Annotated in this window: 15 protein-coding genes and 1 pseudogene; 6 read left to right on the top strand and 10 right to left on the bottom strand. The window is 46.7% G+C overall.

Annotated features, from left to right (window positions below; all coding sequences use genetic code 11):
• The first annotated feature begins 46 nt into the window (after positions 1–46).
• On the top strand, positions 47–1,255 hold the full coding sequence (locus ABUE20_RS16965; protein WP_408621142.1) for an MFS transporter: 1,209 nt from the start codon (positions 47–49) through the stop codon (positions 1,253–1,255).
• Positions 1,256–1,372: 117 nt separating this feature from the next.
• On the opposite strand, the gene ABUE20_RS16960 is transcribed toward ABUE20_RS16965, so the two are convergent.
• Genes ABUE20_RS16960 through ABUE20_RS16935 form a run of 6 tightly spaced genes read right to left on the bottom strand, consistent with a single transcriptional unit; the run spans position 1,373 to position 6,611 of the window.
• Positions 1,373–2,053: an HAD family hydrolase gene (locus ABUE20_RS16960; RefSeq protein ID WP_408621141.1), complete on the bottom strand. Its 681-nt coding sequence runs from the start codon at positions 2,051–2,053 to the stop codon at positions 1,373–1,375.
• Positions 2,054–2,108: 55 nt separating this feature from the next.
• Positions 2,109–3,128: an ABC transporter ATP-binding protein gene (locus ABUE20_RS16955; protein ID WP_408621140.1), complete on the bottom strand. Its 1,020-nt coding sequence runs from the start codon at positions 3,126–3,128 to the stop codon at positions 2,109–2,111.
• Between the two features lie 9 nt (positions 3,129–3,137).
• Complete coding sequence (locus tag ABUE20_RS16950; protein ID WP_408621139.1) at positions 3,138–3,920, bottom strand: ABC transporter permease; 783 nt, start codon at positions 3,918–3,920, stop codon at positions 3,138–3,140.
• On the bottom strand, positions 3,910–4,749 hold the full coding sequence (locus ABUE20_RS16945) for an ABC transporter permease (RefSeq protein WP_408621138.1): 840 nt from the start codon (positions 4,747–4,749) through the stop codon (positions 3,910–3,912). Before ABUE20_RS16945 ends, ABUE20_RS16950 begins: the two co-directional genes overlap by 11 nt.
• Positions 4,734–5,564 (bottom strand): alkaline phosphatase family protein, encoded by an 831-nt coding sequence (locus ABUE20_RS16940; RefSeq protein ID WP_408621137.1) that lies wholly within the window; start codon positions 5,562–5,564, stop codon positions 4,734–4,736. Before ABUE20_RS16940 ends, ABUE20_RS16945 begins: the two co-directional genes overlap by 16 nt.
• Positions 5,565–5,573: 9 nt before the next feature.
• Positions 5,574–6,611 (bottom strand): ABC transporter substrate-binding protein, encoded by a 1,038-nt coding sequence (locus ABUE20_RS16935; RefSeq protein ID WP_408621189.1) that lies wholly within the window; start codon positions 6,609–6,611, stop codon positions 5,574–5,576.
• 233 nt (positions 6,612–6,844) lie between these two features.
• Here ABUE20_RS16935 and ABUE20_RS16930 point away from each other — a divergent pair, with 233 nt between their 5' ends.
• The gene (locus ABUE20_RS16930) at positions 6,845–7,585 is read left to right on the top strand and encodes a UTRA domain-containing protein (protein WP_408621136.1); all 741 of its coding nucleotides are present in this window, start codon (positions 6,845–6,847) and stop codon (positions 7,583–7,585) included.
• Positions 7,586–7,613: 28 nt separating this feature from the next.
• Here ABUE20_RS16930 and ABUE20_RS16925 read toward each other — a convergent pair whose 3' ends face one another.
• The 4 genes from ABUE20_RS16925 to ABUE20_RS16910 all read right to left on the bottom strand — a co-directional run bounded on the left by ABUE20_RS16925 (position 7,614) and on the right by ABUE20_RS16910 (position 14,534).
• On the bottom strand, positions 7,614–8,555 hold the full coding sequence (locus ABUE20_RS16925; RefSeq protein WP_408621135.1) for a DUF4340 domain-containing protein: 942 nt from the start codon (positions 8,553–8,555) through the stop codon (positions 7,614–7,616).
• A gap of 10 nt (positions 8,556–8,565) precedes the next feature.
• On the bottom strand, positions 8,566–11,436 hold the full coding sequence (locus ABUE20_RS16920) for a Gldg family protein (RefSeq protein WP_408621134.1): 2,871 nt from the start codon (positions 11,434–11,436) through the stop codon (positions 8,566–8,568).
• Complete coding sequence (locus ABUE20_RS16915) at positions 11,426–12,373, bottom strand: ABC transporter ATP-binding protein (protein WP_408621133.1); 948 nt, start codon at positions 12,371–12,373, stop codon at positions 11,426–11,428. The genes ABUE20_RS16920 and ABUE20_RS16915 overlap by 11 nt, the downstream gene beginning before the upstream one ends.
• Before the next feature lie 571 nt (positions 12,374–12,944).
• On the bottom strand, positions 12,945–14,534 hold the full coding sequence (locus tag ABUE20_RS16910; protein WP_408621132.1) for a methyl-accepting chemotaxis protein: 1,590 nt from the start codon (positions 14,532–14,534) through the stop codon (positions 12,945–12,947).
• Positions 14,535–14,812: 278 nt separating this feature from the next.
• Between ABUE20_RS16910 and ABUE20_RS16905 the strand changes: the two are divergent.
• From ABUE20_RS16905 to ABUE20_RS16895, 4 genes and pseudogenes are all read left to right on the top strand, one after another.
• Positions 14,813–15,655 (top strand): annotated as a pseudogene (locus ABUE20_RS16905) (GTP-binding protein); the annotation flags it as partial.
• Positions 15,656–15,676: 21 nt separating this feature from the next.
• Positions 15,677–15,964, top strand: a complete 288-nt coding sequence (locus tag ABUE20_RS19190) for an EF-Tu/IF-2/RF-3 family GTPase (RefSeq protein WP_498038929.1) — start codon at positions 15,677–15,679, stop codon at positions 15,962–15,964.
• A 380-nt stretch (positions 15,965–16,344) separates the two neighbouring features.
• A complete protein-coding gene (locus ABUE20_RS16900; protein WP_408621130.1) occupies positions 16,345–17,808 on the top strand; it encodes a RimK family ATP-grasp domain-containing protein in 1,464 nt (487 codons plus the stop codon).
• Complete coding sequence (locus ABUE20_RS16895; protein ID WP_408621129.1) at positions 17,805–18,293, top strand: GNAT family N-acetyltransferase; 489 nt, start codon at positions 17,805–17,807, stop codon at positions 18,291–18,293. Before ABUE20_RS16900 ends, ABUE20_RS16895 begins: the two co-directional genes overlap by 4 nt.
• The last annotated feature ends 141 nt before the right edge of the window (positions 18,294–18,434 follow it).

The following is an 18,434-nucleotide window of genomic DNA, read 5'->3' as shown; positions in this document are numbered from 1 at the left end:
TCAACAGTCCTTAAAGGATATAGTCTCCGAAATTTAGAGAATGATGATGAAAAATGTAAACAAAAATATGGGGTTTTGGGCCTCAACATTGTCACTATTGATGACATTTGCGGCTTCGGCGACTCCGATCCCTCTTTACGAGATTTATCGTCGTTCTGAGGGGTTAAGTTATAATGATCTAGCGTTGACGGCTGTTGTGTATTTTGTCGGAGCGGTTACGGCGCTGCTGATCTTTGGGCGAATCTCCAATCATTTGGGAAGAAAACCCGTTATTTTTCTTGTTTTCTTATTGTGTATTGTCGCCGACATCATTTTGCTTAATGTGAATGGCGCGATGCCTTTGATCCTCGGGCGGTTTCTATTGGGGCTCGCCTGTGGTCTGGCCTCTAGCACCATGACCGCTTTTATTATTGATAATGCGGTCTCGTTACCCTCTTGGCTTCCGGCCGCTATTGTCAGCAATACGCCCATGGTCGGTTTGACTTTAGGTGCTATTGCTTCCGGAGCTCAGGTCGAATACGGGGCATACCCCAGAATTATCTGTTATATCGTGGTGATGTTTGGGTTGGTCATTTGCGGCTTACTGATTGCTTTTAGCAAAGAAACCGTTCGGCGCGCTCCGGGGCTTCTGGCGTCTCTTCGCCCTCGGTTTTCAATGCCTAAAGATCGGCGAGTGTATCCGATTGCGGCGTGTACATTTGTTGCCACATGGGCGGTGGGTGGCTTTTTTCAGGCCTATGGTCCAACTATCTCTGCGGGAGCGCTTGGTTCGAGTAGCACGCTGACCGGCGCCATCGTGTTCTCTTCATATATGCTTCCGAGCGCACTCGGTGGGCCTCTGTCAGCACGGCTGACACCTGCCAAAGCCCAGCGGGTGGGGATGGTGTTATTCGTATTGTTTTTAATCGGAGTCCTTGCATCGATTAAATCATCGACCATTAGTTACTTTTTAATCGCCAGTGTCTTGGCCGGGATCGCTCAGGGGATTGTACTCACCGGGAGTGTCGGTTCGTTGTTAGTTGGGGTTTCGACCAAAGAACGTACCGGCGTGTTATCCTTAATCTATGCAACGTCGTACACGGGAGCCGCTGTTCCGAATTTCATTGCGGGTCAGATGTCTCATTATATGGATCTGTTCCACGTTGCCTTAGGCTATGGCTTTTTAGCGATATTTGCGTGTGTGATTGTTTTAATCTTCGCTCGCGAACCCAGAGTTGCGAAAATGGATCAAAATGCACCAGCTGTAGAAGGATAATCAGCGTAGAATCGTCGAACGTGGGTGGTTTAATCGGGTTTAGATTAAACCACCACTTTGGCTCACGGCTCGCTCTTATCAAATCGGGCGATGGAAAGCCCATAAGAGCACAGGAATTTATTCAGCGTTTCCGAGTTGCCATTCCAGAACGGGCCATCCCCGTTTATTGGCGATATCAGCTAGAGGTTGACACGGATTGACGACATAAGGATGGTCGACCTGTTCCAATAACGGTAGATCATTGATGGAATCTGAGTAAAAATGCAGATCCTCCGGCTGTTCCGATTGTTGGGTTAGCCATTGTTGCAAGCGAATGATCTTTCCTTCCCGAAAAGACGGCGTGCCGATAATCTGAGGTGTATAGCGGCCATGTTGGCGAGCGACATTGATTGCCAAGACATCCTGAATATCGAACAGTTTGGCCACAGGTCTGACAATAAAATCGACCGTTGCTGAAATCACCAGCAATTGGTGATGCTTCTGCCGTAGCTCTGCCATTAACTTAAATGCCTGAGGATAGAGCAACGGTGTAATGGTTTGCTGAATAAATTCCTGCACCATCTGGTCGACTTGCTCGGCAGCATATGATTGCAGTGGCTCTAAACTGAAATTAAGATAAGCTTGCATATCCAGAGTGCCATTGCGATAGGCCGCTTCGTATTCCCGATCTTGAGCTAAAAACTGGTCCGAATGATCAACAAGCTGTTGTTTGACAATGTAACGATGCCATAAGGCCATGGTGTCGCCATTGAGCAGGGTGTCATCCAAGTCAAAAATTGTTAATGAATTAGTAGGCATAATAAAGTTGTCTTCCTGATAAGAACTGCATTTTTATCATCAATCGTCTGTAAAATCACGCTTTTAGGGCCCGGATTGTCGAACAATCAATCCGAAGATTCACATATGTTCCCGGTGCATACAGCCGTTCGGCTCGTCGGTTCAGTAGATCGACCGTGAGCTGGGTCTGGTGACAGTTGACCTGGTAGCGGATCACGGAACCTAATAGCTGATGATTGAGAACTGAAGCTTTCAGTGGCGTCGTAAAATGATCCGGATAGGTCCGACCAGACTCTTCAAAATAGATTGATTCAGGGCGAATGGCGACCACACCTGGGTAGTTCTGACCGGTTAATTGCGATGCCTGTTGAGGATCCAGCAAATTATATTGCCCCATGAAACTGGCGGCGAATTGATTGATCGGATCGAGATAAAGCTGTTCTGGCGCATCACACTGAATAATTTCGCCTTGATGCATCAGTGCAATGCGATCCGACAGGGTGAGAGCTTCTTCCTGATCATGAGTCACAAAGATGGTGGTCAATTTCAGTTCCTGCTGAATTGCCCTGATTTGCTCGCGCAGATGTTTGCGGATCCGGGCATCCAGTGCCGACAAAGGTTCATCCAAAAGCAGAACTTTGGGGCGCACGACCAGTGAACGCGCGAGAGCCACACGTTGCTGTTGGCCACCGGAAAGCTCTTTCGGAAATTGGTTTTGAAAGTCGGTTAATTCGACCAGCTCCAGAATTTCTTGGACCTGAGTGCGGATGGTTTGACTGTCGAGCCCCTGAAGCTTGAGTCCGAAAGCGATGTTGTCAAATACGTTAAGGTTCGGAAACAAAGCATAGCTTTGAAAGACCATCCCAATGCCTCGTTTTTGAACCGGCATATGGGTAATCGGTTGATCACCAATGTAAATTTCACCGCTATCAATAGAGGTTAATCCGGCCAGTGATCGCAGCAGGGTCGATTTACCACATCCGGAAGGACCTAGTAGCGTCAAAAATTCACCTTCGTCAATGGTCAGATTGATATCGTTGAATACGATTTTATCAGCGAAGCTTTTCTTTAAATGGCAAATAGAAACAGGATGCATCAGATAGCCCTAACGGTTAAAACGGGTCGCGGCTAAGGTGAGCAGCAACACAATGGTAAAATAAGAGATCACCAGCGCTGAAGTAAAGTGACCACTGGTTTGGCGCATGTTGTACAGATAAACCTGCAGCGTTTCATAACGGGTTCCGACCAGAAGGTTGGCAAAAACAAATTCCCCGATTAAAAAAGAGAACGACAAAAATAGCGATGACAATAAACCTTTACGAATATTCGGTAAAATAACTTTAATGAATGCTTGAATGCTATTGGCGCCCAGCAACTGGGCGGCATCCATGAGAGAGTGTAGATCTAACGCCCGCAGATTATTACGGACAGCGTGATAGATAAAAGGTAAGGCAATGGTGAAATAGCATCCGATTAAAACCCATGGAGTCCCGGTGATGGGTAAGGGGCCGTCCGCGTACAATTGGAGCAGGCCGACGGATGAAACCACCGGAGGAATGGCAAAAGGAAGCAGCGTAAAAACGGTCATCAGGGTGTTGAGTTTGGGATAGTAATAAAAAACCACAAACACGGCAGGGACAATCAATACGGCACTGATGATCAGTGTACCCAGGCAAATCAGCAGTGAGTGTCCCAATGCGATGAGAAAGCGCGGATCCTGCCAGAGCTGTTGATACCACGAAAGGGTAAATCCGGAAGGTAAAATAGTCGCTCCCCATTGTTGGCAAAGTGAATAGATCGCAGTGGCTAAAAGAGGCAGCAGTAATATGAATCCGATCAGTATCAACACGAACCGATGATAAAGTCCCCACGTGAATTTATTCGGCATGATAGCTCCTTTTCAGTAGCCATTGATTGATGCAGGCGACCAGCGTTAGCAGTATGACCAGTAGCACCGACATCGAGGCTGCCAGATTAGGTTCCAGATAGAGATCGCCGGAGACTAAACTGGCGATTCGAATCGTGACTAGATTGTAGTTCCCCGAGGTTAGCGCATAAGCGGTGGCGTAAGCGCCCATGCCATTGGCTAACAAAATGATGAAGGTTCCAAGTAGCGCGGGTGCCAGAACCGGAAGCGCAATTTTTCGCCAGTAGTAACTACGTGATGCTCCGAGTAGTCCGGCGGATTCAGCCCATTCATCTTTAAGAACATCAAATGCCGGATAGAGCAGTAAAATGGCCAGCGGGATCTGAAAGTAACTGTAGATCAGCATCAGGCCATGACTGGAATAGAGATTAAAGTCATCGATCCAACCGATACGGCGGAGGATCAACGTCATCATGCCATTGAACCCAAGAATGATAATGAAAGCAAAAGCCAATGGAACTCCGGCAAAATTGCTGGTCATATTGGTAAACGCGAGCAATAGCTGGCGCAAACGTCCTTGAGTATGTCGAAGCGAGGCACAGCCGATGGTTGCGATGATTAAACCGATCAGGCTGGAGAAGACCGAGATCCAGAGACTATGCATAAACGCTTGCCGGTAAAACGGAGAGGCAAGAATATCGTGATAGTGGATCCAGGAGAATTGAGCATCATCATCCAGCAGGCTATGAATTAAAACCCACACCAGCGGGGCTAATTGAAAGAGTGCCAGTAACATCAGCATCGGCAGCATAAACAGCGCGGGTCGCCACTGGATTATCCATCGAGGCATAAGGTCTCCTTGAGCAATGCTTTACAGATGGGTTTATGGTGATTTGCGATCCCCATGAGTGAAGCAATACAACCACAGAGTTCTTTTTGCCGTGGCACAATATCCAGGTTGTGGCTGAAGTGATCCCCGATGACAAAAAGGGGCACTTCCCGTTCGCAGGGTTGCCGACCGCCATGCATTTTATCGGCTGTCATGCCATGATCGGCGGTGATGATAATTTGGTAACCTTCAGCCATCCATTCCGGTAGATAGTGAGATAACAGTAAATCAGTTTGCCGAGCCTGATTGCGGTATTCACTGGAATCAAGACCAAAATGATGACCGGCATCATCGATATTCATCGGATGGATCAGCAGTAAATCCGGCTGGTATTGGCAGCGCAAATAGTCCGCATCCAGAAACACATGTTCATCTGGATAGTGATCCTGATGATAAAAAATCCCGTGCTGAATGGCTAACGTTGGATCATGCGTAAAACGATCCCGGCGCGCTGAATAAGGGGAGCGATTGTATAATTCGCTGAACCAGTGATAAGCCGCTGCCGCAGTTGTTTTCTGCGTCGAGCGCACCAGATCAAACAAACTGACTTGATTCGAGCGGCGCTGAACGCCATTGTGGACGATACCGCTTTCGACCGGTGTGGCACCGGTGAGCAGACACTCATATAAAGGTCGGGATAGCGAAGGCAGCTCACATTGCAGCGTGTAATAGCTGGCCTGACCGGCTTCCGTTAAGGCAAACAGATAGCCCATCTGTTGTCGGGCTACCTGATCACTTAATCCATCAATGATAATATAGATTACAGAGTTGGACATCACAGGCCTCTACTGCTGATAGATTAAGACCTGACTTTGCCATAGCTGAGGCAGATGTCGGGCGGTTTTCTGCCAGGCTTTGAAGTCATGAATCGGCTTGGCATTTTTATATTCATCATTCGGTAGTAATTTCGCTTTAACATCATCCGGTAACGCAATCTGAGTTCGAATTGGACGAGCATAGCCTCGGGCTAAGTTAATCTGACCGGCATCGCTAAAAATGTATTCGCGGGCTAGTTTGGCAGCGTTTGGATGAGGGGCATATTTATTAATGATCGTGGTATAGCCGGAGATCACCGAACCATCTGAAGGGATAAGTACCGTAAAGCGACTGCGGTCTATTTTATCGCGATAGTTCAATGCATTGAAATCCCACATCACACCTACAGCGACTTCGCCTTTTTCGAGATTGGCAATACTGGGATCATTGAGGGAGAGGCGTCCTTGTTTAGCAAGTGTTGCAAAGAGAGTTAACGCCGGTTTGATGTTGGTTTCATCGCCGCCATTGGCAATCGCTGCGGCCAAAACGGCATTATTCGCTTGTGCGGCAGAGCCGACATCACCAATGGTGACTCGATATTTTCCGTTAATTAAGTCATGCCAACTATGTGGGGGATTTTTAACCAGATTGTTGTTGATGATAAAAGCGATGGTTCCTGTATATCCTAAAGCCCAGTAGCCGTCTTTGTCCTTCGCCCAGTTGGGAATATCTTTCCAGTGGCTGGGTTTGTAGGGTTGCAAAATTCCTTTGGCTTTCGCGACCCGGGCAAATGCAAAGCCGATATCGCCGATATCCGCGGTGGCATGTTGTTTTTCCGCTGCAAATTTTGCGATCTCCTGAGCAGAGCTCATGTCGGTGTCCTGATGTTTCAGGCCATATTTACTCGCTAAATCGCGCCAGGTATCTTTCCAGTTAGCCCAGCTATCTGGCATTCCGACACTGACGACAGCGCCTTCCTGTTGGGCTTTCTGAATGAGTGGCTGAAGGTTCGTATTCGCAAAAGCGAGTTGAGTAGTGCAAAGCGACGACAGAGCGCCGAGCGTCATCATCCATTTATTCATGAGTGTCTCCTGGACTAGATCAGAAAAAAGTTTATCTAAACGTAATCTGATTAAGTGACATCTTTAATTCAAAAAAATGACACATTTATGAATATGATGGTTATTAATCATTCAATCAAGTGTTTTTTAAAGTGATTTAGCGCACTATTTTCGTTCATAAAGATTGTTTACTATAGTTTAAGCGATGATTTATTTGGTATAGACCAATTGGAGAAGGGATGTCTGATAGCCCACTGCGGATCCACCAGATCCGAGAACAACTCCGCCAGCAATTAGATGCGGGTGTGTTTGATAAGGACCATAAACTGCCATCGGAGCGCCAGCTCAGTGAGTTGTTTGCTGTCTCCCGTATGACTTTAAAAGATGCCTTGTCTGCATTGGAGGCGGAAGGGCTGATTTATCGGGAAGGGCGCCGAGGTTGGTTCGTGGCAGTGCCTCGGTTGATTTATAATCCGCTGAGTCGTAGCCATTTCCACCGGATGGTTGAAGAACAACATCGCCGCGCTGATACCGAAGTTTTAAGTATCCAAAGTGAGCTGGCATCACCTGAGCTGATGCGAGTGATGGAACTGGAACCACTGACACCGATTGAACGGTTAACTCGTCGCCGTTCTATTGATGGTCGGGCGGTGTTGCTGGTGGAAAACTGTCTGGTGAGTCGCTATTTTCCGGATATTTTAAAGGAAGATTTAACGCAATCGCTCACGGAGTTGTATCGGCAACGGTATGGTTATCGCAATAGCCGCTCCCGGTTTGATGTTCAGCCTGCTGCGGCTCCGGCATCGGTTGCGAAAGCACTGCACTTGAGCCCCGGGCAAATGGTGCTGAAAATTATCCGGGTCAACTATAATCAGGCGGGAGAATTAATTGATAGTGAGTTTGAATATTGGCGTCATGATGCCGTTTGTATTCGAATTGACAGTCAATGCCGCGTCGAAACTGAAGCGATCTTAAAGTAAAAAACCGCCCCGAAGGGCGGATTCAGATTTAATGAGCGGCTGCTACTGGCGGCGCTTTGGGACTGTTTTTGTCCTTGGTTTTTGGAAGGTGTAATAAGGTTTTTGCGTGGTAACGAGTCAGTTGCTGATACTGCGTTTGGCTGATGCTAAAGCGCTGAGTATAGTCACTGCGGGCAATCTGATAGCGCTTATCCTGATGCCAAAGCTGATAACTGAACGTTTTCCCCGCTTGTTTTACCGTGAGTTGCGCTTGAGCGGCGCCATTAATCGGTGTTGCTGCAATTTTTTGGATCATCAAATGGCTGATCGCATTGGCGAATAAACTGGCCTGTTCCTGACTCAACACCTGTTTATCAGGTGCTGGTTGTCCCTGCCATTGCCAAACCTGTTTGACTTTCTTGATCTGAAAATCCGGTCCAGTGATTTCATCAGCATGAGCTTGCAACAGGCCTTTATCTAGCCATTGCTGAGCGCTGGTCGGGAGCGGATAGACGGTTAAAGGAACTCGATAGATAGCGGTGTCTTCTTCTCGGCGCAGATGAACCTGACGAAATTCCGGTGAAGAGCCCAAATAGAGATTGGCAATGGTTCCGGTATCCGAAAGCAGTTCCAGATGACGATGAAAGTGAGATTTAGCGACCTTAAAACGCTGCTGAGCCTGTGGCGAATCGGCAACAGGCCAGGCGCTTTTCAACGTGCTTAACTGTTCCAGTAATTCCTGAACCCGAACTGCATCCGCTGGCAATTTCGATAATTCGGGAATCACCCAATGCCCCTGTTGTTTCACCAATGATAGTTTGGCGTCATCACCTTCAATAATCAGGTGGGAAACCTGTTGTGGCTTGAAGCTCAGCAGCAGATGAGCCTGCTGTTTATGGCGTAATTGGCTCTGATGCCAGAATATGGCTGCACTTATCCCTAGCTGTACGATCAAGACAATTACTAAGACAATCGTGATTTTTTTTAACATAACGAGCCTCTTAGTCGATGAATAGTTGTTGGTAACGACGCACTTTCTTAGCCTTCTGGATCCGCCGGATCAGAGCAATGATGAGCAGTGCGATAGCGGCCAGAGCGTAGTTCAGATATTCCCAGAACTGTTGCGTTTGATGATCCATAGGCAACAAGGTTCGGTCGAAATGACTGCGTGGCCGGATATTTAACAGCGCGGTATCTTCCAGCGCGTAATGCGCACTGTTATCGAGGAGTTTCAACGTGTTCAGATAACGGCTCTGATGAGCGCTACTGGTCAGGTTCAACACCTGATCTCGAGCCATCGAGGGTGAACTAAACACGATCAATCGTGCGGAGTCAGCCGACTGTTGCAATACCGAACCTATTTGTGTCGGTGCCTTTTTCACCGTTGCAGCATGTGGATCCGATGGGTGATCCGTGGCTTGCAGCAGTGGCGATGCTTTTCCGGCAAAGTATGAGTTAAATCGACCCTGAAGCATGACGCCTAAAGTCGATGCTTGGGTTGCTGAATCTGGACGGAACGGTTCCAGTTTATTTCCGGCAATTTTAGGCATGACGTTAGTTTCATCACTCAGCCAGCTCTGGTCGGAGCTATGCAGCAGTGGTGTGACCTTCATTCCTGCCGTTTTTTGGATCTGGATCGGTGAGGCCCATGAAAAAGTCGCTTGTGATAAGCCATTGGTGATCGGATTTTTGGCGTTCATCCCATTGGCTCGGACATCGACTAAATAGGGATAATCGATCATTTCATATTGCTGGATCGGAACTCCGCCGATGGTCCGGGTTACCGGAATCGGTAGCGCTGTATTCTGAGGATCCATCACCACTTTTGATGGAATCGTCACGCCCATGTGGTGTAACCATTTGAGGAATAAACCCGCGTGAGGGGCGAGATGGATCCCTTGTTGGTCAAAACTCAGTTGGTAAGGAGACGCGGCTGCAATGACGGTTCCACCTTGCATCAGGTATTGATCGATGGCAAACAACTGTTTTTGATCCAATTGCGAAGGCGCCATCACCATCAGCAGGTCGGCATCACCACTCACTTGTCCGTTTTGTAGTGATTCATGGCGGACATCAAAGCTTCGGCTGAGATAGCGCGTGAGTTGCCTAAAATGAGGCCCCTGAGCATAAGGCGACTGATTTCCCGGAGTCACCAATGCGATCGTTTTGGTAAACCCTTTAGCAAAGTGTTTGATCCCGGCCTGTAGATTCCGTTTAAAATCACTGCCTTTGATATCCCCTAACGGGATCTGAACCTGTTGCTGGCCATCGGAAAGCGTCATGTAAAAATAGAACCGCTGCTGGCTTAACAAATTCGTCGCCATGGGTTTGAAGCCATATTTTTTAGCAATTTGCTGAGCCATCTGCGGATCACTTGATGGATCCATAAAGCGGAATTTGAAGCGCCCTTTGGCCTGCTGCTGCATGTCGGTTAAGGTTTTAGTCATGATTTGCCGGTACTGCTCAAGTGGTTTCGGCAGCATGGGGCTCGCCGACAGATAACCGGTAAATGTTAGAGTTGAGGCTACGGTGTTAAATAAATTTCCCGAAGACTGATAATCATGAATGACATGACTGATTGCGGCCGTCAGATCTTTTTCCGGATTACGGAGTGCGATTTGAGGACGGTGATCAGGCCCCATTTTGGCACTAATCAGATCGCTGAAATTGAGAACCTTATATTGGTCACCATAGGAGACGACAACATTAAAATAGGAACTGACGACTGAAGACTGATAGCGGTTATCGACCTGAAACGGGACCGGGTGAATGCCATAACGGCCTACGGCTTGTTTTGCCGCTTCCGGGTTTTGGGTGGGATCTGCAAATTGTACCCGAACTTTCCCGTGGCCATGCACCGCATATTCCTGAAGCAGATTTTCCAACTGAGGCACCAATGGCGCTAACAGCGGGTGGGTTTTATGGCTAAAGTAACCTTCGATTAACAAGGGTTCATTCAGATGAGTCAAAATATGGTCGGTCGCTTTGGATAAGGTATAAATTTTCCCTTCGGTGGTATCGATCCGTAATGAGCTGAGCTGGCTAAGCCAAACATTGGTCAGTAATACATTCAGAATGAGTAATCCGGCAATTCGATTAATGAAACGGTGCCGTTTCGATGGGATCCCCAATGCCCAGCGCTCCCGCTCCAGCATGTATCCATTTAACGTTAAGAAAACAACCACCAGACTGATGTAATAATAGAGATCCCGAAAATCCAGCACGCCGCGAGTAATGGCGTCAAAACGAGAACCGCTGCCGAGAAGACGCAGCCAGTGTGCTCCCTCCGTGCTGAACAGATTGGTAATGATCGGACTTCCCAACAGATAGAAAACACCACAGATAGCACAGGAGACGATCAGGCTGACAATCTGATTATCACAGCGCGATGAGACAAATAGCCCGACGGCCAGATAACTGGCGCCCAACAGCAGTGTCGCCAAATAAGCCGACCAGACCGGTCCCCAGTCGAGTTGTCCAAGCAGAGAAACGGTGATGGGCAGAGGCAAGGTGACAATCAGTGCGATCAGCAGCAGGACTAAACATCCACCGAATTTCCCCAATACAAACCGATACAACGAGATCGGGCGAGTGAGTAGATATTCGAGTGTCCCGGAGCGGCGTTCTTCACTCCACATGCGCATGGTCAGCGTACTACAAAGAAAAATAAGCAGCAGCGGCATCCACTCGAATAAGGGTTTGAGATCGGCGATATTGCGTGCGAAAAATGCTTCTCCCCAGAAAAAAATAAAGAGCGTGATGGCTGCAAAAGCCGCTAAGAACAGGTAAGCAATCGGGGAGGCAAAAAACAACTGAACCTCTTTGCCGGCAATATGACGAAGCGATACGGTGGTCGTCGTATTAGGCTGCATGGGTATCCTCCTTGAGTGGCTGTTGGTTGACCTGACGAAACAGAGTTTCAAGGTTCATTTGCTGAGGTTGAAGAGTATATAAATCGCCATGGGCCACGACGGTTTGAGCGATATCCCGGCAGGCATGAGTAAGTTCAGCCTGAGGAGTGAGCTCAATTTGATAGTGACCATCACCACTATCTGGAAGAGGGTGGATGGCCTGAATATCGGAGAGTGTTTGAGGTAAGGATTGGATTTCGGAGTCATTGAGAGAGCAGTGGAGATGAAGCTGGTGGGTCTGGCGTAAGTCGGCTAATTGAGCATCCATCGCCAGCTCTCCCCCGCGGATGATTAGGACCCGATCACACAGCGCTTCAACCTCCTGCATAATATGCGTGGATAAGATAATCGTTGCATGATGTGAAGCTTGTCGGATCAATTGCCGCATTTGCGCCGTTTGGGTGGGGTCGAGGCCATTGGTCGGCTCATCGAGAATAAGAAATTTAGGATCGCCCAACAACGCCTGAGCCACTCCAACCCGCTGTTTGTAACCTCGGGAGAGTGTCCCGATAGAAGCGAGCAGTTTATCGGCAATGTCGGTGGCCTGAATGACTCGCCGGATGTGTTGATCGTGTTCTTTTTCCGGGATCCCTTTGATCGCAGCCGCATAGTATAAATAATCGGCGATGGACATTTCCGAATAGACGGGCAGGTTTTCTGGCAGATACCCGATCTGCTGCTGAGCTATTTTGGGGTGAGTGACGACATCAATCCCATCTAATTCGATAGTTCCGTGATGGGGCTCTAAATAGCCACTGAGCATCTTTAAAATCGTTGTTTTACCAGCGCCGTTGTGGCCTAACAGGCCGACAATCTCACCGGATTGTATTGAAAATGAGGCGTCCTTGACCGCGGTGAATCGTCCATATTTGCGCATCAACGTGCTTACTGTAAGCATGCTGAATCCTCCAGTTGCGTTTTAGATGATTCCGGGATTTTTCTAACGAGACAGAAGATTTATTCAGTCATTGAAACAGATAAAGTGGGGCCGTTTATGATAAACAAGCGTATCTGAATCTCCTGTATCGCTAAACCTGATTGTAGGTTGGTGTTAAAAGCCAACATTTTTGTAGGACATTGGCTATGTATAAAAGTTCTAAAAAATTCAAAATAAAAGTGACCAAACAAGAATAAGGCTTGAATCATTCAGATAGTGTTGGATCTATTTATAATGTGATTTATTGATGGCTACAGCTTCTAGACAACTCCGTCCGATTTGATCGGATCAGCCATCCCCGCTTGTGCGAGCCAAGACTCTGGGGGCATGGCAGAGTCACTCTTAAACGGTGCGGATATCTTTTCAAAGAGGGCTATGTGTCATGATGGTGTCCGCAAAGCCTTTTGTGCTGAAGAAGCAAAAGATCTGGATCTCTTAACGTTTATAAGGTGGACGACCTAAATAGCTGTTCCTCATTCTAGGGGAGCACTATTAGGAACAGCTATTGAAATACTACCTCATTGTCTTTCGGTTATACTCCAAAGCGCTGAATTTGTTGTTTGAGTGAGCTGACTTCGTGTTGCAGTTGATCTTTGACCGCTACGGATGCGAGCGTCAGTTTGGCATTGGCGCTGGCATCTTCAGAAATATCGGCCACGCGATGGTTCAGTTCTTCGGAGACGGAGCTTTGCTCTTCGGTGTTCGCGGTGATTTGTTGGTTTTGGTAATTAAAATCTTTGATCGACGTGATAATGTCATTAAACAAATGGATCGCATTCTGAGCTTGTTCTGAGACTTTATCGGTTAATTCTTGAGAATCACGCATCATTTTCGCAGCATTACTGGAACCGGTCTGGATCCGCTCAACCACACTTTGGATCTCAATCGTTGACTCATGGGTACGGTTGGCTAAGTTTCGTACTTCGTCGGCAACGACTGCAAATCCACGGCCGGATTCACCGGCTCGAGCCGCTTCGATTGCGGCGTTTAATGCCAATAGATTCGTTTGTTCGGCAATGCTTCGGATCACCTCCATGACAGAACCAATATTCTGGCCATCTTGTTCGAGAGTACTGATAACATCGGAGGCTTCTGCCATTGAACTAACGACTTCATTGAGTGAATTCATCGTTCCTTGTAGCGTTTGTTGACCCGATTCGGAGCGCTGTTGAACTGCCGTTGAACTGGATTGGGTTTGTTGGGCGGCGTTAGCTACTTCGACGAGAGATATCGACATCTGATGGATCGATGCGGCCACTTGCTCGGTATCTCGGTTCTGTTTGCGTGCTCGGTCGTCAATTTGTTGTAGATTATTTCCAATTTGCTCAGCCAGTTGGGTGGTGTTTTCAATGGCTTGAACTACTTGCGCAACCACTTTATAGACAACGCTAATAAATTCATTAATGTGCTGTCCGAGCTGGCCGATTTCATCAGCACTTTTCACCTCAAGGCGTGAGTTAAGATTCCCGTTTGATCCGGCCAGCTCTGCCACTCGTTGGATCATCGTATGCAGCGGGTTGATGACTAGCGAGCGGATAAAAAGGATAATGGTGATACTGATGATGAATGTAATGATTGCGATGATGATGACCAAAGATTTGATGTTGGTGATGGTTTTTTCGAGTTCCACTGCGGTTAGTTCTACCTTTTCATCTCCGGCTTCTTCTAATGCTCCGATGAAATTATGCATCGCATCGACTTGAACTAAAAGCTCGTTCAATTTACTTGGTAAATCCTCGGCAGGGGCATTCAGTAAGGCTTGTTTTTTCTGATTAAAATGGGCAAGTTGTTGATCTAATTCTTCCGTCTTGTCTTTTTCGGTCAATCCTGCGGATTTTAATCGTGCAAAGGATTCATCGCTGAGTTGGCTGGGCTCTTTTAAGGCTGCAATGGTGTCTGCTTTGGTCAACTCGCCAGAGGCATAGCGTTGCAACGTGATGATTTGTGCTTGTATCCCGATTGTTCCTTCCATTGCGCCATCTGCTGTTGACCAGGCTGGGCCTGTTACAAATTCAATCGCATGAATGAGCTTATTCATCCCCGATTGGCTCCACCACAAATTAATTGCAATCATCGCAATAAGTGCAGAAATACACAGATATAATTTTGAGCTGATTTTCATAAATGTTTCCTGTTCAAGCTATCGCTATCACTATCGACAATCACGGATGATCTTTATCAAACTGTAGAAGATTTTTGGTTTTTTTCTATCTGAATAGATAAAGATAGTTCGTGTCCCGAAAAAAGATGAATTGATAAAAGATTGAAAAATTAACAAATGGTTAACAGGCCATGCCGTCTATCAAGCCAGTAAAAATGCGGGGTGATGAAACCACTTTAACTTAATAATATAAATGTTATTATCTTGTTAAGCTTTCAGCTAACGAAAAGGTATGGGTTGTGTCTAAAGAAAATGCCGAACGCTCCAAACCATCTGTGATTGTGGGCTCGATGGGTCATGCTGGGCATGGCAAAACCACACTAATTGCTGCGATGACAACTGTTTTGGCGAAAAATTACGGTGATGCAACACAAGGCGCTGCTGTGAAACAGGTCGAATACGATACTGACATTCGCCACTATGTACACCTTGACTGTGTTGGGCACACCGACGATGTTACAAGCATGATCACTGATGTCGCTCGGATGGATGTTGCGATTTTGGTTGTTGATTCAGTTGAAGGGCCAATGGCTCAGACCCGCGAATATCTTTCGTTGGCTCGTCAGGTTGATGTGCCTTACCTCATTGTATTTATAAATAAATGTGACATGGTTGATGAAGAGCGGATCGAGAGGGTTGAGGTTGAAGTCCGAAAGCTTCTAAGTGAGTATGATTTCTCAAATGATGATATTCCTGTGATCAAGGGCTCTGCGCTGGGTGCTTTGCAAGGCGAAGTTAAATGGGAAGAAGGCATCATTAAGTTGGCTCACTCTCTGGATGATTTGATGCCAGCCTCAATACCTGCAGAGTACCAGCCTTTTTTAATGCCTATCGATGAGGTAGTTGCAATTCCCGGGCGAGGTACAGTTGTGACGGGTCTTATTCAAACAGGTATTGTCAAAGTTAACGAAGAAATAGAGGTCGTAGGTGTAGGTATTATAGGACGAAGGACAGCTCTTTGCCTCGGGATCGAAATGTCGCGTAAATTGATGAATGAAGGCCGTGCTGGTGAGTGTGTTGGTATATTGCTGGGTGGTCTTAACGGTGATGAAGTCGAACGTGGTCAGGTACTGGCTAAGCCTGTCGTGCTTCCATCATTTATAATGCCTATTAAAGAGACATTTGCGATCCCAGGCCGAGGTATGGTTGTGACGGGTCTTATTGAAAGAGGTATTGTTAAAATTAATGAAGAAATAGAAGTCGTAGGTATTAAAGAACGAAAGAAAGCTATTTGCCTCGGGATCGAAATGTCGCATAAAGTGCTGAATGAAGGCCGTGCTGGTGAGTCTGTTGGTATATTGCTTGGTGGTATTAACAGTGATGAAGTCGAACATGTTCAGGTACTGATTAAGCCAAGCAAAATTACGCCACATCCTAAAACGAAAGAGTAGGTAAAAATAACAGGCCACACACCTATAAAGTCATGTTGACTCATCCGTTCGAAATAAAATAGACAAGGTATCGGTAATCATATTGCTCTCAAAATATGTACATGATCTGAGAAAAGACCCAAGATGAAAAATGATCGGGCGTTAGGATCTTCGTTCAAAAATGTAGGTGAGAGCTTCTGTATGCGGATGATCTATTTTTATCAAAATAAAGGAAAAAATAGATTGCTGAGAGGCGGTGATAGTGATATCAAGCTGCTTGAGAATTGTTGTCGCAGAGCCGGCGCCATCCTCTTTGAGAATGACTGAAGGCCTTCTGAGCATTTGTTCGGATCCAGGTATGTTTTACCTGTAAATATCAGTTTTTTGGATGATCAAATCCCATGTATAAAACTCTGGTTGTGGTCGATAATGTCGATAGCTTTCCGGATGTAACCGATATGACAGTGATCAGCTTTGCTGATTATGTCGCGGACTACCCTAAATTAAATGAACCCCGCGTTCGAATTATTAACCTATGTGATACCAGCCGTTATTTAAGCCGTGGTTATTATTGTTCTTTGTTGGCCGAAGCGCGTCAGCATAAAATTTTACCGACGGTGAAAACCATTAATCAGGTTCGCAACCTGTCAAAGCACTTAACTGAAGCTGCGCCGATTCAGTTGACGGATGAACTGAGCCAATATGTTCATGATCAGTCCTGTGTTGATCTCATCAGTTATTTTGGTTGGACCAGTGATCCTCGTTGGCGGACATTAGCCAGTGAACTATTTAGAAATTATCCAGCTCCATTGTTACATTTGCAGATAAGTGCCAGTGCTAAGGGGCTGAAATTGCAGGTGGAACGGATGTCCTATATTCAATTGGATGCTCCGCAACAGACTGTATTTATGGAACGATTACAGCGGTTCGCCGAACATGTGTGGCGAGTCAAAACGCTTGAGCGGCGTTATCGATGGTCGATGGCATTATTGGTTGATCCTGAAGAACTATTGCCGCCCAGTGATCAGGATGCTATGAAACGCTTTATTAAAGCGGCCCGTAAGTTGGGGATTGAAGCATCTCGAATTACCGCTCAGGATCATGTCCAACTGAACCAGTTTGATGCTCTTTTTATCCGGCAGACAACAGCGATTGATCATCCGACCTATCGGTTAGCTTGTGAAGCGGAGCAGCAGGGACTGGTGGTCATTGATGATCCGACATCAATTCTTCGTTGCTGTAATAAAGTCTTTTTACATGATGCGTTTACTTATAATCAGGTCCCGTCCTTAAAAACCCGGGTAGTGATGAGTTGTGATGATGCACAGCTGGATCAGCTCGAATCGGAATTCAGTTATCCCATGGTGATTAAAAAACCGGAAGGTTCGTTTTCAGATGGCGTGTTTAAGGTGAGCACTCGGGATGAATTGCAGAAACGGCTGAGTCAGATGTTGGAAATCAGCGCGCTGATGCTGGTTCAGGAGTATCTGTATACAGAATTCGATTGGCGAATTGGTCTATTAAATGGCAAGCCTATTTTTGCCTGTCGTTATTATATGGCAAGGAATCACTGGCAGATTTATAACCATGCTTCTAAACGTTTTAGTTCGGGCGGATGGGATTCATTACCGACATTTGAAGTTCCGCGGGTTGTTCTGGAAGCGGCGATTCGGGCTGGAAAAATGATCGGCAATGGCTTATATGGTGTGGATCTGAAACAGCAAGGTCATAAAGCTTATGTGATTGAAGTCAACGATAATCCGAGTATTGATCATAAAGTAGAAGATGGTTATCTCGGCGATGAGTTGTATATGGTGATCATGCGGGAATTTGTGGATCGGTTGGAACGACGGGGACGTTCATGAGTATTCGGATCCGTCCAGCTCATGATGATGATGTGGCTTCGTTGCTGCTGATTGAGCAGCGTTGCTTTACTTCAGACCGGATCGAACGGCGGCAGATGTATTATTTGTTGCGGCGAGCTAAAGCCAGTTTTTGGGTTGCGGAGCAAGGGTGCGATATTCTAGGTTATGTGGTGGTATTACGGCCTAAATTACCACGTCGGGCGCGTATTTATTCCCTTGCGGTTTTGCCAGAGGCCCAACGTCAGGGCGTGGCAAGTACACTATTGCATCACGTTTTGGATGAGGTCGAAGCCGCGAGTTATCAAGCCATTGGATTAGAAGTTCGTTGCAGTGCGCTACGGGTTCAGGCGTTATATCAACGTTTTGGATTTCGCTGGACGCATCTGATCCGTAATTATTATGGTGATGGTGCCGATGGCTGGAAGATGGTTTGTCAGTTACCTCGTCCGGAATGGTCAGGAGAACGGTTAGTCTCTATGGCGTAACTTGCCAGAAAGATCCATGGTCTCCAGCATGATGAATTCCCCTGCGAATCTTTGTTTTTGTAGGGGGGTTCGCTATAGTCAAAAGATGATATGTATACAGGTAAATTTATTGTCACGTGATCAATAGTATCCAATTACGAA

The sequence above is a fragment of the Celerinatantimonas marina genome, from assembly GCF_046054165.1.
In the GTDB taxonomy this organism is placed as follows: domain Bacteria; phylum Pseudomonadota; class Gammaproteobacteria; order Enterobacterales; family Celerinatantimonadaceae; genus Celerinatantimonas.
Note: the sequence above shows the minus strand (reverse complement) of the source record. Positions and strands in the feature narration are given on the sequence as shown.

Coding starts and splice junctions, on each gene's coding strand:
- ABUE20_RS16950 (WP_408621139.1), bottom strand. CDS start 3,920: ATGCCGAATAAATTCACGTGGGGACTTTATCATCGGTTCGTGTTGATA.
- ABUE20_RS16940 (WP_408621137.1), bottom strand. CDS start 5,564: ATGTCCAACTCTGTAATCTATATTATCATTGATGGATTAAGTGATCAG.
- ABUE20_RS16930 (WP_408621136.1), top strand. CDS start 6,845: ATGTCTGATAGCCCACTGCGGATCCACCAGATCCGAGAACAACTCCGC.
- ABUE20_RS16910 (WP_408621132.1), bottom strand. CDS start 14,534: ATGAAAATCAGCTCAAAATTATATCTGTGTATTTCTGCACTTATTGCG.
- ABUE20_RS16965 (WP_408621142.1), top strand. CDS start 47: ATGAAAAATGTAAACAAAAATATGGGGTTTTGGGCCTCAACATTGTCA.
- ABUE20_RS16955 (WP_408621140.1), bottom strand. CDS start 3,128: ATGCATCCTGTTTCTATTTGCCATTTAAAGAAAAGCTTCGCTGATAAA.
- ABUE20_RS16935 (WP_408621189.1), bottom strand. CDS start 6,611: ATGACGCTCGGCGCTCTGTCGTCGCTTTGCACTACTCAACTCGCTTTT.
- ABUE20_RS19190 (WP_498038929.1), top strand. CDS start 15,677: ATGCCTATTAAAGAGACATTTGCGATCCCAGGCCGAGGTATGGTTGTG.
- ABUE20_RS16920 (WP_408621134.1), bottom strand. CDS start 11,436: ATGCAGCCTAATACGACGACCACCGTATCGCTTCGTCATATTGCCGGC.
- ABUE20_RS16960 (WP_408621141.1), bottom strand. CDS start 2,053: ATGCCTACTAATTCATTAACAATTTTTGACTTGGATGACACCCTGCTC.
- ABUE20_RS16925 (WP_408621135.1), bottom strand. CDS start 8,555: ATGTTAAAAAAAATCACGATTGTCTTAGTAATTGTCTTGATCGTACAG.
- ABUE20_RS16915 (WP_408621133.1), bottom strand. CDS start 12,373: ATGCTTACAGTAAGCACGTTGATGCGCAAATATGGACGATTCACCGCG.
- ABUE20_RS16895 (WP_408621129.1), top strand. CDS start 17,805: ATGAGTATTCGGATCCGTCCAGCTCATGATGATGATGTGGCTTCGTTG.
- ABUE20_RS16945 (WP_408621138.1), bottom strand. CDS start 4,749: ATGCCTCGATGGATAATCCAGTGGCGACCCGCGCTGTTTATGCTGCCG.
- ABUE20_RS16900 (WP_408621130.1), top strand. CDS start 16,345: ATGTATAAAACTCTGGTTGTGGTCGATAATGTCGATAGCTTTCCGGAT.